The 15,166-nt window shown below is 28.9% G+C and carries 16 protein-coding genes and 1 pseudogene; 6 read left to right on the top strand and 11 right to left on the bottom strand.

What is annotated here, in order from left to right; translation table 11 throughout:
* Window positions 1-65 precede the first annotated feature (65 nt).
* The 10 genes and pseudogenes from dxs to CMOL_RS00455 form a co-directional block, all read right to left on the bottom strand.
* Complete coding sequence (gene dxs, locus CMOL_RS00500) at window positions 66-1,901, bottom strand: 1-deoxy-D-xylulose-5-phosphate synthase (RefSeq protein ID WP_200281444.1); 1,836 nt, start codon at window positions 1,899-1,901, stop codon at window positions 66-68.
* Window positions 1,894-2,712, bottom strand: a complete 819-nt coding sequence (gene fliH / locus CMOL_RS00495) for a flagellar assembly protein FliH (protein ID WP_239820350.1) — start codon at window positions 2,710-2,712, stop codon at window positions 1,894-1,896. The genes dxs and fliH overlap by 8 nt, the downstream gene beginning before the upstream one ends.
* A 7-nt stretch (window positions 2,713-2,719) precedes the next feature.
* Window positions 2,720-3,748 (bottom strand): flagellar motor switch protein FliG, encoded by a 1,029-nt coding sequence (fliG, locus tag CMOL_RS00490; RefSeq protein ID WP_200281438.1) that lies wholly within the window; start codon window positions 3,746-3,748, stop codon window positions 2,720-2,722.
* Complete coding sequence (gene fliF, locus CMOL_RS00485) at window positions 3,749-5,431, bottom strand: flagellar basal-body MS-ring/collar protein FliF (protein ID WP_239820349.1); 1,683 nt, start codon at window positions 5,429-5,431, stop codon at window positions 3,749-3,751.
* A gap of 228 nt (window positions 5,432-5,659) precedes the next feature.
* Window positions 5,660-5,911, bottom strand: a pseudogene (gene pheA, locus CMOL_RS00480) (chorismate mutase); the annotation flags it as partial.
* Window positions 5,899-6,666, bottom strand: a complete 768-nt coding sequence (locus tag CMOL_RS00475) for an HAD-IIA family hydrolase (RefSeq protein ID WP_239820348.1) — start codon at window positions 6,664-6,666, stop codon at window positions 5,899-5,901. The pseudogene pheA and the gene CMOL_RS00475, both read right to left, overlap by 13 nt.
* Before the next feature lies 1 nt (window position 6,667).
* Window positions 6,668-7,876: a diaminopimelate decarboxylase gene (gene lysA, locus CMOL_RS00470; protein ID WP_239820347.1), complete on the bottom strand. Its 1,209-nt coding sequence runs from the start codon at window positions 7,874-7,876 to the stop codon at window positions 6,668-6,670.
* A 29-nt stretch (window positions 7,877-7,905) separates the two neighbouring features.
* Window positions 7,906-8,964: an LptF/LptG family permease gene (locus tag CMOL_RS00465; RefSeq protein WP_200281413.1), complete on the bottom strand. Its 1,059-nt coding sequence runs from the start codon at window positions 8,962-8,964 to the stop codon at window positions 7,906-7,908.
* Between the two features lies 1 nt (window position 8,965).
* Entirely contained in the window at window positions 8,966-9,508 is a 543-nt protein-coding gene (gene pth / locus CMOL_RS00460; RefSeq protein ID WP_200281410.1) for an aminoacyl-tRNA hydrolase, read from the bottom strand.
* The gene (locus CMOL_RS00455) at window positions 9,505-10,041 is read right to left on the bottom strand and encodes a 50S ribosomal protein L25/general stress protein Ctc (protein ID WP_137623301.1); all 537 of its coding nucleotides are present in this window, start codon (window positions 10,039-10,041) and stop codon (window positions 9,505-9,507) included. Before CMOL_RS00455 ends, pth begins: the two co-directional genes overlap by 4 nt.
* Window positions 10,042-10,147: 106 nt before the next feature.
* On the opposite strand from CMOL_RS00455, the gene CMOL_RS00450 reads away from it, so the two are divergent.
* Genes CMOL_RS00450 through bioD form a run of 3 tightly spaced genes read left to right on the top strand, consistent with a single transcriptional unit; the run spans window position 10,148 to window position 11,376 of the window.
* Window positions 10,148-10,480, top strand: coding sequence for a DMT family transporter (locus tag CMOL_RS00450; protein ID WP_234284793.1), 333 nt, complete (start codon window positions 10,148-10,150; stop codon window positions 10,478-10,480).
* A complete protein-coding gene (locus CMOL_RS00445; protein ID WP_239820346.1) occupies window positions 10,480-10,794 on the top strand; it encodes a DMT family transporter in 315 nt (104 codons plus the stop codon). The genes CMOL_RS00450 and CMOL_RS00445 overlap by 1 nt, the downstream gene beginning before the upstream one ends.
* A gap of 9 nt (window positions 10,795-10,803) precedes the next feature.
* A complete protein-coding gene (gene bioD, locus CMOL_RS00440) occupies window positions 10,804-11,376 on the top strand; it encodes a dethiobiotin synthase (protein WP_239820345.1) in 573 nt (190 codons plus the stop codon).
* On the opposite strand, the gene CMOL_RS00435 is transcribed toward bioD, so the two are convergent.
* Entirely contained in the window at window positions 11,350-12,633 is a 1,284-nt protein-coding gene (locus tag CMOL_RS00435; RefSeq protein WP_239820344.1) for an adenosylmethionine--8-amino-7-oxononanoate transaminase, read from the bottom strand. The genes bioD and CMOL_RS00435 overlap by 27 nt on opposite strands.
* 69 nt (window positions 12,634-12,702) lie before the next feature.
* Here CMOL_RS00435 and CMOL_RS00430 point away from each other — a divergent pair, with 69 nt between their 5' ends.
* The 3 genes from CMOL_RS00430 to bioC are packed head-to-tail and all read left to right on the top strand — an operon-like array spanning window position 12,703 to window position 15,127.
* Window positions 12,703-13,845 (top strand): aminotransferase class I/II-fold pyridoxal phosphate-dependent enzyme, encoded by a 1,143-nt coding sequence (locus tag CMOL_RS00430; protein ID WP_200281398.1) that lies wholly within the window; start codon window positions 12,703-12,705, stop codon window positions 13,843-13,845.
* A complete protein-coding gene (locus tag CMOL_RS00425) occupies window positions 13,842-14,453 on the top strand; it encodes a pimeloyl-ACP methyl esterase BioG family protein (RefSeq protein WP_239820343.1) in 612 nt (203 codons plus the stop codon). Before CMOL_RS00430 ends, CMOL_RS00425 begins: the two co-directional genes overlap by 4 nt.
* Complete coding sequence (bioC, locus tag CMOL_RS00420; protein WP_239820342.1) at window positions 14,450-15,127, top strand: malonyl-ACP O-methyltransferase BioC; 678 nt, start codon at window positions 14,450-14,452, stop codon at window positions 15,125-15,127. The genes CMOL_RS00425 and bioC overlap by 4 nt, the downstream gene beginning before the upstream one ends.
* Window positions 15,128-15,166: the final 39 nt, after the last annotated feature.

The following is a 15,166-nucleotide window of genomic DNA, read 5'->3' as shown; positions in this document are numbered from 1 at the left end:
TTTTTCATTAAAAGAAGTTTATATCAAGTAATATTTTTTATCATCTAATAAAATAAAATTAATTATTACAAATATAATTTTATTTTTTCTATTATACTTTCAATATCAAGTTTTAATTTTTTTTCTACTTCACTTGTTTTTCCATGCTCGATAAATTCATCTTCATATTCAAAAGAAATGATCTTAATCTCCAAATCATTTTTTTGAATAAAAGCTTGCAGTAAACTTGCTACTCCACCAATTTTAGCATTTTCACTAAATACAAACCAAATTTTACTTTTTTTAGCCAAATCTTTTAAAAGCATCTCATCCAAAGGTTTAGCAAAAATTAAATCTATAAGATCAATGTTTTCTTGCATTTCATTTAAGACTTGCCAAGCTTTGCCCACGCCTTGTCCATAACCTATAAAAGCAATTTCGCTTTTTTCATTTTTTATTAGCCATTGTGCTTTGCCTAATTCTACTTTAGAAGGATTAAATTCTTTATCCAAAATAAAACTACCTCTAGGGTAACGAAAAGCTAAAGGTCCTTTATGAAAATAAGCATATTCTATAATATTTTCCATCATTAACTCATCTCTAGGGGCAACAAGAGTTAAATGAGGTAAAGGTGCTAAAAAACTCACATCAAAAACACCCTGATGTGTTTCCCCATCTTCACCTACTATACCAGCTCTATCCATAGCAAAAACAACATTTAAATTCATAATAGCACAATCATGAATCACCTGATCATAAGCACGTTGTAAAAAAGTGCTATATATAGCTATAAAAGGTTTAAATCCTTCTCTTGCCATGGCTGCCATAGAAGTCACTGCATGCTGCTCAGCAATTGCAACATCCCAAAATCTTTTAGGAAATTTCTCAATTAATTTATCAAGACCTGTTCCACTAGGCATAGCAGCTGTAACACCTACAATATTTTCATATTTTGTTGCTAATTCTAATAATTTCTGAGAAAAAATTTCAGTTGCACTTTTAGTAGAACTTTTTTTTAAAAGTTCACCACTATTAATATCAAAAGCTCCTACGCCATGCCATTTAGAATGCTGACCTTCTGCTAAAGCATAACCCTTACCTTTTAAGGTTTGAGCATGAATTACACAAGGTTTTTGCATTGCTTTTGCTTGTTTTAAAGCAGAAATAATTTCTGTTAAGTTATGTCCATTTATAGGACCTATATATTCAAGTCCTAACTCTTCAAATAAAAGCCCAGGAGTAATCAATCTAAAACTTTCTTCAAAACGCTTAGCCATATAAGTTGCAGAATCAGGTAAAACATCTAACATTTTTACGACTCGTTTTTTAAAATTCTGATAAAACTGTGTCGCCATTGCTTGAGAAAGATATTTTGAAATAGCGCCTATTGGTTTTGAAATACTCATTTCATTGTCGTTTAAGATTATAACACAAGGAAATTTAGAATCTCCTAACTCATTTAAAGCTTCATAAGCCATTCCTGCACTTAAAGCTCCATCACCTATGAGTGCCACAGGGATGCGTTTTTCATTCTTTAAAGCTATAGCTTTACAAGCTCCAACTGCTAAAGAAATAGATGTGCTAGAGTGTCCAGCGATAAAATAGTCTCCTTCACTAGGCTTTGTATAACCACTTAGCCCATCTATTTGTCTTAAAGTATGAAAAATTTTTTCTTTTCCGCTTAAAAGTTTATGAGTATAAGATTGATGTGAAACATCAAAAATAAAAGGATCATTTTTTGCATCAAAAACTGTATGCATAGCTATTGTTAACTCTACTGCTCCTAAATTAGAACTTAAATGTCCACCATTTTTAGAAACAATTTTTATAATTTCTTCTCTAATTTTTTGAGCAAGATTTTCAAGTTCTTTAATGCTTAAAGATTGTAGTTTTTCTTGAGTGTGGGTAAAAATCTCATTCATTATTGATCATCTTTTTAATTTTAGTCAAACGAGAATTTAAATTAGATTCTATATTTCCAGCATCACTTAAGATAATCACACTTCCTTTGCTAATAGCATCATCAAGGCTTATTTTTATGTGTTTAAACTCATTAAAATGCTCTTTTAAATAATCATAATCATTAGAATTAACCTTAATTTCAATTGCATTAGCCCCTTTTAATTCACTCACTAAATTTTGAGCTAAAGCATATGCGATTTTGCTAGAATTATTTTCAAGTTCTTTAATAATAACTTCTTTAGCTATATCTATAGCTGTATCAGCTAATTCTTTTTCATTTTTTTCTATAAAAGAATCTAATTTTATACAAGCTTCATCAAGCTTGGCAATGCTTTTTAAATATTTATCTTTTAATTCATCTAATTCTTTTTGGAATTCTATCTTAGCTTTTTCGTATCCTTCTTTTGAAAATTTTTCTTTAGCATTTTCAAGTTCAGAATTTAAGCGATTGTTAAATTCATTTTCTTGACTTTCAATTTGCATTTGAAGTTTTATAATATTGCTTGACATTTCATCAGTTTTTTTAAGTAAATCCTCTACAAAACTTGGTTGAAAAGCAGGTATTGTATTGGATTCATTTTGTATAGGTTCTAAATTGGACACTTCTTCTTGTTTTAATTCTGGCGTTGTAGGAGTGGGAATTGCTTTCTCATTTTCTTGAGTATTTTTCTCTACTTTATTATCAAATTCTGAAATAACCTTAAAATGATAACCTTCAACAACATGCTGTTCTGAAGTTGCACCTGAAATAACATTACTACGACTAGCCATTTTCTACCTACTCTATCATTTCATCAGCATCGCCTGTTTGAACTAGGCCTTGTTCTGCTAATTTTTGAACCACTTCAACCACTTTTCTTTGCGCATCTTCAACATCTTTCACACGCACAGCTCCCAAAAATCCCATTTCTTCAAGAAAAGCTTCACTCGCACGTGTAGACATATTTGCTAAGAATTTTTGTTTTAATTCTTCACTAGCTCCTTTAAGACCTATCATAAGATCTTTTTTATCTGCTACTTTTAAAATTTCTCTTATTGCTTGAGTGCTGAGTTTTTGTATATCATCAAAAGTAAACATAAGTTCTTTAATAGTTTCAGCCAGCCTCTCATCACTTTGTTCAATATAAGTAATAGTAGATTTAGAAGCCTTTTGTCCCAAGCGATTAAGCACTTCAGCCACGGCTCTTGGACCACCCACTTCAACTTTATAAGAAGTAAGACTTTCAAGCTTGCTTTCCAATACAGCAGAAACCCTTTTAATAATGCTTGGAGAAATATCCCCAAGATTTGCCATTCTGATCACAACTTCAGCTCTTAATTCATCACTAAAATACTCTAAAGTTTCCGCAGCATGAATTGAATCCATGTGTGCTAAAATAAGAGCAATAGTTTGTGGATGTTCTTTTACAATAAAATCAGCAAGTTGCTGAGGTTTAATTTGTGCCAAATAAGCAAAATTCTGATTATTTTCCATACTTTTAGTAAGTTTTTCAAGAATTTTATTAGCAATTTCAGGACCAAAAGTACGAAATAGTATTTCTTTAGCGTATTCTAAACCACCACTTTTAATATATTGATTAGATTGAAGTAAGGTATAAAATTCTTCCAAAACAGCTGTTGCTACAGATCTATCAACATTTTTTGCCATAGCAATATATCGTGAAATTTCTGTAATAACATCAATTTCCATATGCGAAAAAACAGAAGTTGTAGCATCTTCACCAAGCTGTATAAGAAAAATCGCTACCTTTTCAGGCATCGATAAATCATCATAAACCATTTTTTGTTCTTCACTAAGCTTGATCATCTATATATCCTTATCACCAAATTCACTATCATTTTGAATTAAATTCTGTAAAAGTGCAGCAATTTCTTCACCCTTATCACTTACCAAACCTCTTAATTTTTCAAGTAAAACCTCATACTGGATGGTATCTTCATTAAAGCCATCTCCAAAACCAAGTTGTTCTTCAACTTTTTTCCTAGCTGCATTAAATTTCTCTAATGCATCTTCAGCATCATCAATAATAGCATTGACTCCTCCTTCTTGAGCCTCTTCTTGTGCAGCCATATCCTCGAGCATTTTTTGCGTAAATGGAGTAATGACTTTTTTGTAAAAGATAAAAAGCAAAAACGCTGCAATAAAATACTTAACAGGTGGAATGAAAGGCTCAACGAAACGATTGTAAAATGTTTTAACCTTACTTTCAACTCTAATAGTTTCACGATGGAATGGTAAATTTTGCACTACAACGCTATCACCCCTAGCTTGATTGTAATTAATAGTACTTTTAACGATACTTTCTATACTAGCTAGTTCTTGTTTTGTGAGAGGAACATATTCACTTTTAACATCTCCATTTGCATCAACAACATCTTGATATTTTCCATCAATCGTAACTGCAGCTGAAGTTCTAATAATGGTTGCAAATTGTTTTTTTGTATTGGTAATTGTTTTTGAAATTTCATTATTGGTTGTAACTTGATTTTTCTTATAAGTATCAATTTCTCCCTTATTATCAAGCCCTTCAACAGGACCTATATTTGAAACCGCACCTGGAACACCTTGAATTTCACGATCTTTTCTTCCAGTTCTTTCTTCATTTAAAGTTTGCTCACTTCTTATAACAGTATTTGGATCATAAATTTCGCTTTGAGATTCTTGTTTAGAAAAATCAAAATCTATATTTACACTCACTTTTACCTTATCTGTGCCTCCTGCAAAAGGGGCTAAATTCTCTATAATTTTATCTTCTAAGGCTTTTTCTTGATCGCTTTTATATTTGATCTGCTCTCGAACTAAATCATCACTGTTATCTTTATCATCTAAAGGAATACCTCTTTGATCACTGATTTTAATATTGTCTTTTTTAAGATTTGCAACTGCAGCCGAAACGATATTTTTAATCCCATCAATTTGCTTTGTCGTAAGCCTTAGACCTTCTTTAACATTAACTACTACTGAAGCGGTTGGCGGAATTTGTCTTTCTGTAAAAACAGAATCTTTTGGAATAGCTATATGCACGACTGCACTACGAATAGGCTCTAAAGTTTCAATTGTTCTTGATAGTTCCCCTTCAAGGGCTCTTCTATACTTTATAGCGATATCTTGATCGGTTGCGCCAAATTGCTGTTGATCAAAAGCTTCAAAACCTATACGACTATCCTTAATAAGTCCTTCGCTTGCAATGAACATTCTTTGGCGATAAACCTGATCTTTAGGAACTAAAATTTTATTTTCACTAGCAAGTTTGTAAGGGATATTGTTTTGCTCAAGCTTAGCTACAATAGCAGCTGAAGAGCTAGGACTAACATTTTCTACTAAAACTGCATATCCATCGCTAGAACCGTTTCCACCTCCGCGAAATAATGCTAAAAATACCAAAAAACCTACAACCACTACTATAGACGCAGCAATAACAATCAATTGCTTACGAGTTAATTTTTGAAAAAGTTGTCCGATTTGGTGTAGCATTTCTTTAAAATCCATTAATTTCTAGTCCCCAGCTTAATGATTTTTATATTTTTAATTCTTTAAATTTCAATAAAATCAGCAAATTTTATCAATTTTAATGTAATTTTACCAAATTTATTTATTAAACTCATAAATTATTTTACATTATCAAACATTTTAGCAAAAAGCACTTTATAATTTTTAAAAATTTACATTTAATTTTATATTTTTGTTATAAAAAATATAAAGTTTATTTTAAAATCTTTCCAAAGTTCTTGCAATGGCAAAAATTTTGTCATAAATCAATTCTATAGCATCATGATCTAAATTTTTTAAATTTTTATTTTTTAAACGATCAATAATCTCTTTTTCTCTTTTGGGATAATAAATTTCTTTATTATGTTTTTTTTTAATTTCTCCTATAATTTTAACATAAGTCATTCTTTCATTTAAAAGCTCTAAAATTTCATCATCTATTTTATCAATTTTTTCTCTTAATTCTTTTAAATCAAGCATTGCTCTTCCTTTAAAATTTCAAAAACACTCGGATAAACTCCATCAAGAACGCTTGTATCAATGCCTTTAGTATTATTTAGTTTTCCACTTAAAACTAAATAAGTTTTCATATTTAATTCTTTTGCTTTAAACAAATCCCCTTTAAAATCGTCACTGATTATTTTTATATCTTCAAATCGAGCATTTTGATTTTGCGTTTTTAACAATTTCAAAGCCTCATTATAAAAAATCACACTTGGCTTACCCACAACATCATATTCAAAATGAATTGCGTTTTTAAGCATAGCCATTATACTTCCTACCCCTGGGTAAGATTTATTGTCTTTTTTATAAATGCTACTTTCATGCATAGCCACAATTTTAACTCCATTTTCAATCATTTTTATAATGCTAGCAAAATCATTAAATTTAAAATCATCAAAACTAGCAATAAGAACTAATTCTGGATTTTTAAAATCCAACTTAAAGCCAAGCATTTCAAGACTTTGCAAAAACTCATTAGCACCAAAAGCAGAAACTTTACAAGGCTTAAAAAGAGTTTTTAAAATGCAAAAAGGATCCAAATAAGCATTATCTTTTATATTTAAGCCCTTTTGTCTTAAAATTTCTAAAAAATCAAGTTTTTTAGTATTATTTGTGATAATCACATAAGCAAAATTATTTGTATTTAAAAAATCAATTAATTCTTTGGCTCCAAAAATTAAAGATTTATCAGCATCTGAAATAAGCGTTCCTTGAACATCTAAAAAAAACATTTTAAACCTTTATAAACTTCTCCTCTAAAGCAATTTGATCTTCAAAGCTTTCTCTTTGGCGAATCAATCTTACTATACCATCTTCTAAAGCTAATTCGCAAACTTTATTTCTAGTATTATAATTACTACTCATACTAAAGCCATATGCTCCAGCATTTTTAATAACCATTATATCACCATTTTGTGTATAAGGTAACAATCTTGCTTTAGCAAAAAAATCACCACTTTCACAAACCCCGCCCACAACATCACAAGGGGTTTCTTCTCCTTGATTGTAAGGCATATAAATTTCATGATAAGCCTCATATAAACTTGGACGTATTAAATCATTCATCGCTCCATCAACAATGATAAAACGCTTTGTTTTATTATATTTTTCATAAAGAACTGAGCAAACAAATTCTCCATTTTTGGCTACTAAAAATCGTCCAGGTTCCATTCCAATAGTCACATCAAGTCCATTAAGGTTAGATAAAATTCTTTGAGCATACTCATAAAGATTAGGCTCTAAATCCTGTTTTTCATAAGCTACACCAAGTCCTCCACCAATATCAAAAAATTTAAGATTAATTTTTAAAGCCTTTAATTCTTTAACAAGTTTTGAAACAATACTAGCTGCCTCATATATAGGAGTTAAATTTAAAAGCTGAGAACCTATATGAAAATGCACCCCAACAGGCTCTAAAAAAGGAGAATTATTTGCATAAATATACATCTTCTTAGCACACTCAATTTCAACTCCAAATTTATTTTCATTTAATCCAGTAGAAATATAAGGATGAGTCTTTGCATCTACATTAGGATTAACTCTGATGCTAATTCTTGCTTTAGTATTTAATTCTTTAGCTACTTGTTCTAAAAGCATCATTTCAGCTTCGCTTTCAAGATTAATATATAAAATATTATATTTTAAAGCAAGTTTTAATTCTTCTGCAGTTTTACCCACTCCGCTAAAAATAATTTTATAAGGTTTTGCACCAACTTTTAAAGCGCGTTTAACTTCACCTATACTTACACAATCAAATCCGCTATCTAATTTTACAAGCATTTGTAAAAGACTTAAATTTGAATTAGCTTTTACTGCATAAAAAATTTGTGACTTTCTAGCTTTAAAAGCATTTTTTAATTCTAAAAATTTTTCTTTAATCGCATCAAAATTATAAATATAAAAAGGGGTTTGAAATTCATTTTTAAGTTTTTTATAATCCATATTTTCCTTCTTTAAATTTTAATATTTAATCAGCGATTTTTATAAAATTTCATTAAACTAAAAAAACCTAATAATACAATAGGTAAAACAATACCAATTTCACTGATTATAACACCATTTTCACTTAATCTTGAAAACAAAAATAAAAGCCCCCAAGACAGTAATGTCACAATAAAAGCGACAAAAGCGACAAAAGCAAGATTAAAAAATCTAGAAATAACAGGAAAATAATAATACATAATAAGCATTAAAAAAGGGGCAAAAAAAGGCATAAATATAAGTTTATAAAGATTAATCTTTAGTGTTTCTATACTAATATTTTGATCTTTAAAAAGCTTTAAACTCTCCCAAGCATCTAAAATAGAATAATTACTGTTGCTTGCAACACTTTCAATAATTTTTGGTTTAAAACCTTCCAAGGCACTCAATTCCTTAAATTCTTGCACATCAAGCCCTTTGGCTCCAAGAATATATTCTTTAGGAAGTGTGGTTGAATTTCCATCTTTTAAGATCCAATTTCCATCTTTAAAGGATGCTGTTTTAGCTTCAACAAAAGAATTTAAGGTTGAGTTATTAAGATCAAAAATTTTTATATTTTGGACACTATTTTGACCATTATTTATTTTGGAAATATAAACAAAATCATTATTAAATTTTAAAAAAACTTCTCCACCTTGTTTATTTAAAACTCCATTTTTTAAAATATTTTTTTTATAATCATTTGCATAAGCAAAAGAAGTAAAATTTAAACCAATATAAATACAGCAAAAAAACAAAGCCCATAAAAAAGGGAAAATAACAACCAAATTTTTACTGATACCCAAAGCATAAAAACTTACAAACTCATTGGTTCTAATCATTGAAATGAGCGATAATATAAATGCAAAAACAATAGAAAGTGGTAAAATATAAGGTACAGCAGAACAAGCTAAAAAAACTGTATAGAGTAATTGAAGATTCACACTTTGTGGCAAATCTTTAAAATTTAAAAGTAAATCAATACCGCAATAAAAACCAATTAAAGATAAAAATATTATAAAAAAATTCTTAAGATAAATTTCTGAAATAAAACGAAAAAAAATCCACATTTTAAGCTCTTAAACTATACAAAGATGAAACACTTGATAAATCTTTTTCAACTAGTTTAAATAATGCTTTTTTAGAGTGCTCTAAGATTTTATCTAAAATTATTTTTTCCTCATTGTTAAATTGTCCTAGAACATGCGAAATAACATCCTCTCCTTTTCCTACTCCTATACGTATTCTTTCATAATCATTTCCGCATAAAGAATCGATACTTTTTAGCCCATTATGTCCACCACTTGATCCACCTTTTTTAAAACGCAAAGCCCCTAAATTAATATCGATATCATCATGTATAACTATAATTCTTTCACATTTGTAAAAATCTTTAACCGCTTTAACACTAATGCCTGAATTATTCATGTAAGTACTAGGTTTAAGAAGAAGCAAAGAAGAACCGATTTTAAATAGTTCTCCTTTAAATTTTGAATTCGTAAGATTTGTAAAATTTTGATCTTTTAAGATTAAATCAATGAGCATAAAGCCTACATTATGGCGAGTATTTTTATATTCCTCGCCTATATTGCCAAGCCCTACGACTAATATCATCTAGCTTTTTCTACGCCAACAACCGCTATCCTATCAGCGTCTAAAATAGTAACACCTTCAGGAACTACTACATCACGAACAAGTAAAGCATCACCTACATCAAGTTTGCTAACATCAAGTTCAAAGAAATTTGGTAAATTTTCAGCCTTGCATTTAACTTTTAATCTTCTTTTAGATTGGATTAAAACACCTTTATTTTTAAGACCGATAGCGGTTCCTGTGATTTTAACTGGAACCATATATTTAGAAATTACACCTTTTTGTGCAACTTTTAAGTCCACGTGTTTTAAATCGCTTGTAACTGGATCTTTTTGATAATCCACAACCACAACATTTAAAGTTTGAGAACCTACTTTAACATCAAAAGCTAAAGTTGTTTTTTTACGAACTTCTTTAATGAATTCATTGACCTTAAAAGCAGCATGGATATTTTCTAGTCCTTTACCATAGATGTTTGCTATTAGATAACCATCTCTTTTTAAAGCTTTAGCTGCTTTTCTACCGATACTCTCTCTAACGATACCTTCTAACATCTTTTTATCCTTTCAAAAAAATAAGCGTTAATTTTATCTAATATTGGCTTAGTTAAAAGTAAAAAAGTATATAATTACGATTTAAAACTGTATTTGGGATATTTTTTTGAAAAAAGAATTAAATACTGCTTGGTTATGGGTTATTTTTGGAGCCTTAATAGAATGTTTTTGGGTGAGTGGTTTAAAATACTCCTATGAAATTTGGCACTATCTTTTAACAGCTATTGGAATTTTTATCTCTTTTAATTGTTTTTTAAAAGCATGCAAAAAAATAGAAATTAGCATAGCTTATAGTGTTTTTGTAGGCATTGGAACCGCTGGTATTGTAGTGGCTGAAATTGCTATTTTTCATGAAAAATTTTCTATTTTAAAAATCTTTTTCATACTGCTTTTATTGCTCGGTGTAATAGGTTTAAAATTCAGTTCTAAAGAGAATTAATGGCTTGGGTATTTTTAATCATTGCTGGAATTTGTGAAATTATAGGTGTTATCATCATGAAAAAATACGTAAATACACACGCAAAAAAATATCTTTTAGCTCTTATAGTGTGTTTTATGTGTTCTTTTATGAGTTTGAGTTTGAGTATGCAAAGCATTGCAATGAGTATTGCTTATGCTATTTGGACGGGTATTGGTGCTGTGGGTAGCGTTGTAGTGGGTGTGGTTTTATTTAAAGAGAGTAAAAATTTCTTAAAGCTCTTTTTTATTTTAGTGATTTTAGTTTCTACTATAGCTTTAAAATTACTTTCTTAAAGGATTAAAATGCAAATTTATATCAGCGGTATTCATACTGATGTTGGAAAAACATATTTAAGCGCTAGAATTTGCAAAGAATTGGATTTTGATTATTTTAAACTCATTCAAGCAGGCACTCCAAAAGATAGTGATATCATAGCTCAATTTAGCCCAAAAACTAAAATTTTTAAAGAAGGTATATTTTTACAAACTCCTGTATCACCCCATAAGGCAAGAACTTTAGAAGGATTAAATTATAAAGCTTTTGATATTGCTTTGCCTCAAAGTGATAAACTCATTATAGAGCTTGCAGGTGGTCTTTTTTCACCTATTGATGATGAAAAAACCATGATTGATTTTATGCAAAAATTTAAACGCCCTACTATTTTAGTTGCAAAAGATTATCTAGGAAGCATCAATCATACTCTTTTAAGTATAGAAGCTTTAAAACAAAAAGATATACCTATCCTTGCTTTAGTTTTAAAAAGTGAGGATCATTTTAGTAAGGATTTTATCAGCAAATACACACAAATTCCTATCATAGATTTTAATGATAGAGTTTGCGAAAAACTTTCAAAAATCATTAAAAATTTGCTCTAAACTATCCACTACATAAGAAATTTGCTCCTTTGTAATCACATAAGGAGGCATAAAATAAATCGTATTTCCAAGCGGCCTTAAAAGCAAATCTTTTTTTAAAGCTCTTTTAAAAACCTCAAGCCCAGCTCTTTCATACTTTGCATTTAAAATATCAAAAGCACTAATCATCCCGCAAATTCTAAAATTACCAAGAAAATCAAATTTTTTAAGTCTTGAAAATTCTTGCTCGATAAAGGTGCTTAAAATTTTATTTTTTTCTAAAATATTTTCATTTTCAAATATATCTAAAACCGCATTAGCAGCAGCACAAGCTAAAGTATTTCCTGTATAACTATGAGAATGCAAAAAAGCTTTATACTCTTTATAGGGCGCATAAAAAGCTTGATAAATTTCGTCCTTAGTAAGCACTACAGAAAGAGGCATAAATCCGCCAGTAATTCCCTTTGAAAGACAAATAAAATCTGGAGTTTGTTTGCATTGGTGTAAAGCAAAAAGTGTCCCTGTGCGTCCAAAACCTACAGCAATTTCATCAAAGATAACTTGCACATTAAATTCATGACAAAGTTTTATGGCTTCATCAATAAATCCTGCCTCATACATATGCATATTTCCAGCACACTGCACTAAAGGTTCTAAGATAAAAGCGCAAATTTCATTAGAATGCTTTTCTAAAATCTCTTTTAAAATAAAAAGCTCTTCTTCATAATTTTTACTTTTTGGAACTGGAGTATTAAGGCATTTTAAAAGCAAAGGATTATAAGTATTTTTATAAAGCGCAACATCTCCTACGCTTAATGCTCCTAAAGTTTCACCATGATAAGAATTGCTTAGAGATAAAAATTTATTTTTTTTAAAACCCTGATTTAAATGATAATGAAAACTCATTTTAAGTGCTATTTCTACAGCACTTGATCCATTATCCGCATAAAAACATTTATTAAAATCTCTCCCAACTTTTTCACAAAGCTTAGTTGAAAGCTTTATAATAGGCTCATGCGTAAAACCGGCTAAAATCACATGCTCAAGCTCATCAACTTGCTTTTTAATGGCATTTGCGATTTTTTCATTACAATGCCCAAAAAGATTCACCCACCAAGAACTGATACAATCTAAATATCTTTTATCATTAAAATCATAAAGCCAAACTCCCTTAGCTTTTTTTATAGGGATTAAAGGCACATTTTCATGATCTTTCATTTGAGTACAAGGGTGCCAAATATGTTTTAAATCAAGCTGTTTTAAAAATTCATTATCCATAATCTAACTTCTTTTTTAAAAATAATGTGGCAAAATAATACTTTAAAATTCTAAATTTTTAGGAAAAAAATGTCCGTTGATAAAATCTTACAAGATTTAAAAAATGATCACAATTTTAGAACTCTACCTCATCTACGTCATGAGGGAAAATTTGTTTACAAAGAAAGTAAAAAACTTTTAAATTTAGCTTCAAATGATTACTTAGCACTCTCTTATGATGAAGAATTAAAAGAAGAATTTTTAAGCAATTTAAAAAAAGAATATAACTATTTTTCAAGCTCAAGCTCAAGAAGCTTAAGTGGAAATTTTGGAATTTATGAAGAATTAGAAGATTATTTAAAAGCCGATTTTAAAGATAAAGAAATACTTCATTTTAACAGCGGGTATCATTTAAATTTATCCTGCATAGCCGCACTTTCAAGCTTAAATAAAACTCTTTTTTTGGCTGATAAATTGATCCATGCGAGTATGATTGATGGATTAAGACTTAATGGGGCTGATTTTTTCCGTTATAAACACAATGATTTAGATCATTTAGTATCTTTGATCCAAAAACATTATGAGAAATATGAAAATATCATCATACTTAGCGAAGCTTTATTTAGCATGGATGGAGATTTTAGCGATTTAAAAGCTCTTGTTGAACTTAAAAAAAATTATCCAAAAATAAAACTTTATATTGATGAAGCTCATAGTGTTGGATGTTTTGATAAAAAGGGTTTAGGATTTGCAAAATCCCTTGGTTTAGAAAACGAAATTGATTTTTTAGTTTTTACCTTTGGAAAAGCTGTTGCTTCAATGGGTGCTTGTATGATTTGTGCTAAAAAATATAAAGATTTTTTCATCAATAAAGCACGTGCTTTTATCTATTCTACAGCTTTACCTCCTATCAATGTTGCTTTTACACTTTTTATTTTTAAAAATATGGCAAAATTTCAAAATAAAAGAGAAAATTTATATCATCTAAGTCAATTTTTAAAAGATAAACTCCAAGAAAAAAATCTGCAAATTTTAGGGGATTCTTATATTATTTCCTTGATTTTAGGAGATAATAAAAAAGCTTTAGCGATAGCTCAAATTTTAGAAAAAGGTGGTATCTTTGCTCCAGCAATCAAAGAACCTACTGTGCCCAAAAATACAGCCAGAATTCGCTTTTCTTTACACGCAGGACTTGATCAAAATGATCTTGAGCAAATTTTGGAGTTATTATGAAAAATACTTTTTTATATAAAAATCTAAATTGCGATGAACTTATTATTGTTTTTGGAGGTTTTGCAAGTCATCCGAGCCATTTTTCACACTTAAAAAGTGAAAAAAATGTTGTATTGTTTTATGATTTTGAAAATTTAGATTTTAAATTCGATTTTAAAGCTTTTTCAAAAATTAAATTAATAGCTTTTTCTATGGGAGTTTGTCTTGCTAATTATCTTTTAAAAGAATATGATTTTGATCAAAAAATTGCCATCAATGGAACCAACTTAGGCATAGATAAAGAAAAAGGTATCCATCCTACACTTTTTAGTAAAACTATAAAAAAATTTAATTTAGAAAATTTTAAAAACTCTTTATTTAAAAATCATAAAGAAAAAACTAAAAATTTTATCTTTAAAGATGAAAATACTTTAAAAAATGAACTTAATATGCTTTTTAATTTTGCTTTAAAAGAACAAAAAGATTATTTAACTTGGGATAAAATTTACTCAAGTAATCAAGATGAAATTTTTCCACAAAATGCTTTAAAAAAAAGCTTTGAAAATTTAATTTTTTTAAATGAACCTCATTTTGCTTTTTTTCACTTTCATTCTTGGGATGAGTTTTGAATTTTTTAAAAGCCAAATCAAGCTATGAAAAAGCTGCAAAAGTGCAAAATTGGATGGGAGATAGACTTTGCGAAAAAATCCCTGCAAATAAATTTTTTGATCAAGTCTTTGAATTTGGTTGTGCACAAGGAGAATTCACACGAAAATTAAAAAAGAAAATCATCTTTAAAAAATACATTTTAAATGATATTTTAGATTATAAATCTCAAGATAAAGTAGAAATTTTTGATATGAATGATATAGCTCAGCATCCTTTAAGCACTCAAAAATTCGATCTTATCGCCTCAAATGCAACTTTACAATGGCTTAATTTTAAAAAAATACTTCCCACTCTTGCAAATATGCTTGATACAAAAGGTATTTTGCTTTTATCCACTTTTGGCGAAAAAAATTTAGAACAAATCACAAAAAGCACAGGCTTTTCTTTGAAATATCTTTCTCTTTTTGAAATAAAAAAAATCTTACAAGAGTATTTTTTTGAAATCCTTATAGAAGAAGATTTTATCACTTTAGAATTTGAAAGTCCTTTAGAAGTTTTTAGGCATTTAAAACTAAGTGGGGTAAATTCTTTAGGCCATCATACCTTAACGAAAACTTTTTTAAAAGACTATGAAAAAAAATTTCAAAACAAACTCACCTATCATCCTATTTTTATTTATGTAAAAAAAGTATAAAAATTATTTTGTTATAATCCTAGCAAATTTCGATAGGAA

This window comes from Campylobacter sp. RM10537 (genome assembly GCF_022369435.1).
GTDB lineage: Bacteria > Campylobacterota > Campylobacteria > Campylobacterales > Campylobacteraceae > Campylobacter_D > Campylobacter_D molothri.
This window is presented reverse-complemented; position numbering and strand designations above follow the sequence as displayed.

What these genes read in the sequence shown, in the direction of transcription:
- dxs (WP_200281444.1), bottom strand. Translation starts at nt 1,901, where the DNA reads ATGAATGAGATTTTTACCCACACTCAAGAAAAACTACAATCTTTAAGC.
- fliH (WP_239820350.1), bottom strand. Translation starts at nt 2,712, where the DNA reads ATGGCTAGTCGTAGTAATGTTATTTCAGGTGCAACTTCAGAACAGCAT.
- fliG (WP_200281438.1), bottom strand. Translation starts at nt 3,748, where the DNA reads ATGATCAAGCTTAGTGAAGAACAAAAAATGGTTTATGATGATTTATCG.
- fliF (WP_239820349.1), bottom strand. Translation starts at nt 5,431, where the DNA reads ATGGATTTTAAAGAAATGCTACACCAAATCGGACAACTTTTTCAAAAA.
- CMOL_RS00475 (WP_239820348.1), bottom strand. Translation starts at nt 6,666, where the DNA reads ATGTTTTTTTTAGATGTTCAAGGAACGCTTATTTCAGATGCTGATAAA.
- lysA (WP_239820347.1), bottom strand. Translation starts at nt 7,876, where the DNA reads ATGGATTATAAAAAACTTAAAAATGAATTTCAAACCCCTTTTTATATT.
- CMOL_RS00465 (WP_200281413.1), bottom strand. Translation starts at nt 8,964, where the DNA reads ATGTGGATTTTTTTTCGTTTTATTTCAGAAATTTATCTTAAGAATTTT.
- pth (WP_200281410.1), bottom strand. Translation starts at nt 9,508, where the DNA reads ATGATATTAGTCGTAGGGCTTGGCAATATAGGCGAGGAATATAAAAAT.
- CMOL_RS00455 (WP_137623301.1), bottom strand. Translation starts at nt 10,041, where the DNA reads ATGTTAGAAGGTATCGTTAGAGAGAGTATCGGTAGAAAAGCAGCTAAA.
- CMOL_RS00445 (WP_239820346.1), top strand. Translation starts at nt 10,480, where the DNA reads ATGGCTTGGGTATTTTTAATCATTGCTGGAATTTGTGAAATTATAGGT.
- bioD (WP_239820345.1), top strand. Translation starts at nt 10,804, where the DNA reads ATGCAAATTTATATCAGCGGTATTCATACTGATGTTGGAAAAACATAT.
- CMOL_RS00435 (WP_239820344.1), bottom strand. Translation starts at nt 12,633, where the DNA reads ATGGATAATGAATTTTTAAAACAGCTTGATTTAAAACATATTTGGCAC.
- CMOL_RS00430 (WP_200281398.1), top strand. Translation starts at nt 12,703, where the DNA reads ATGTCCGTTGATAAAATCTTACAAGATTTAAAAAATGATCACAATTTT.
- CMOL_RS00425 (WP_239820343.1), top strand. Translation starts at nt 13,842, where the DNA reads ATGAAAAATACTTTTTTATATAAAAATCTAAATTGCGATGAACTTATT.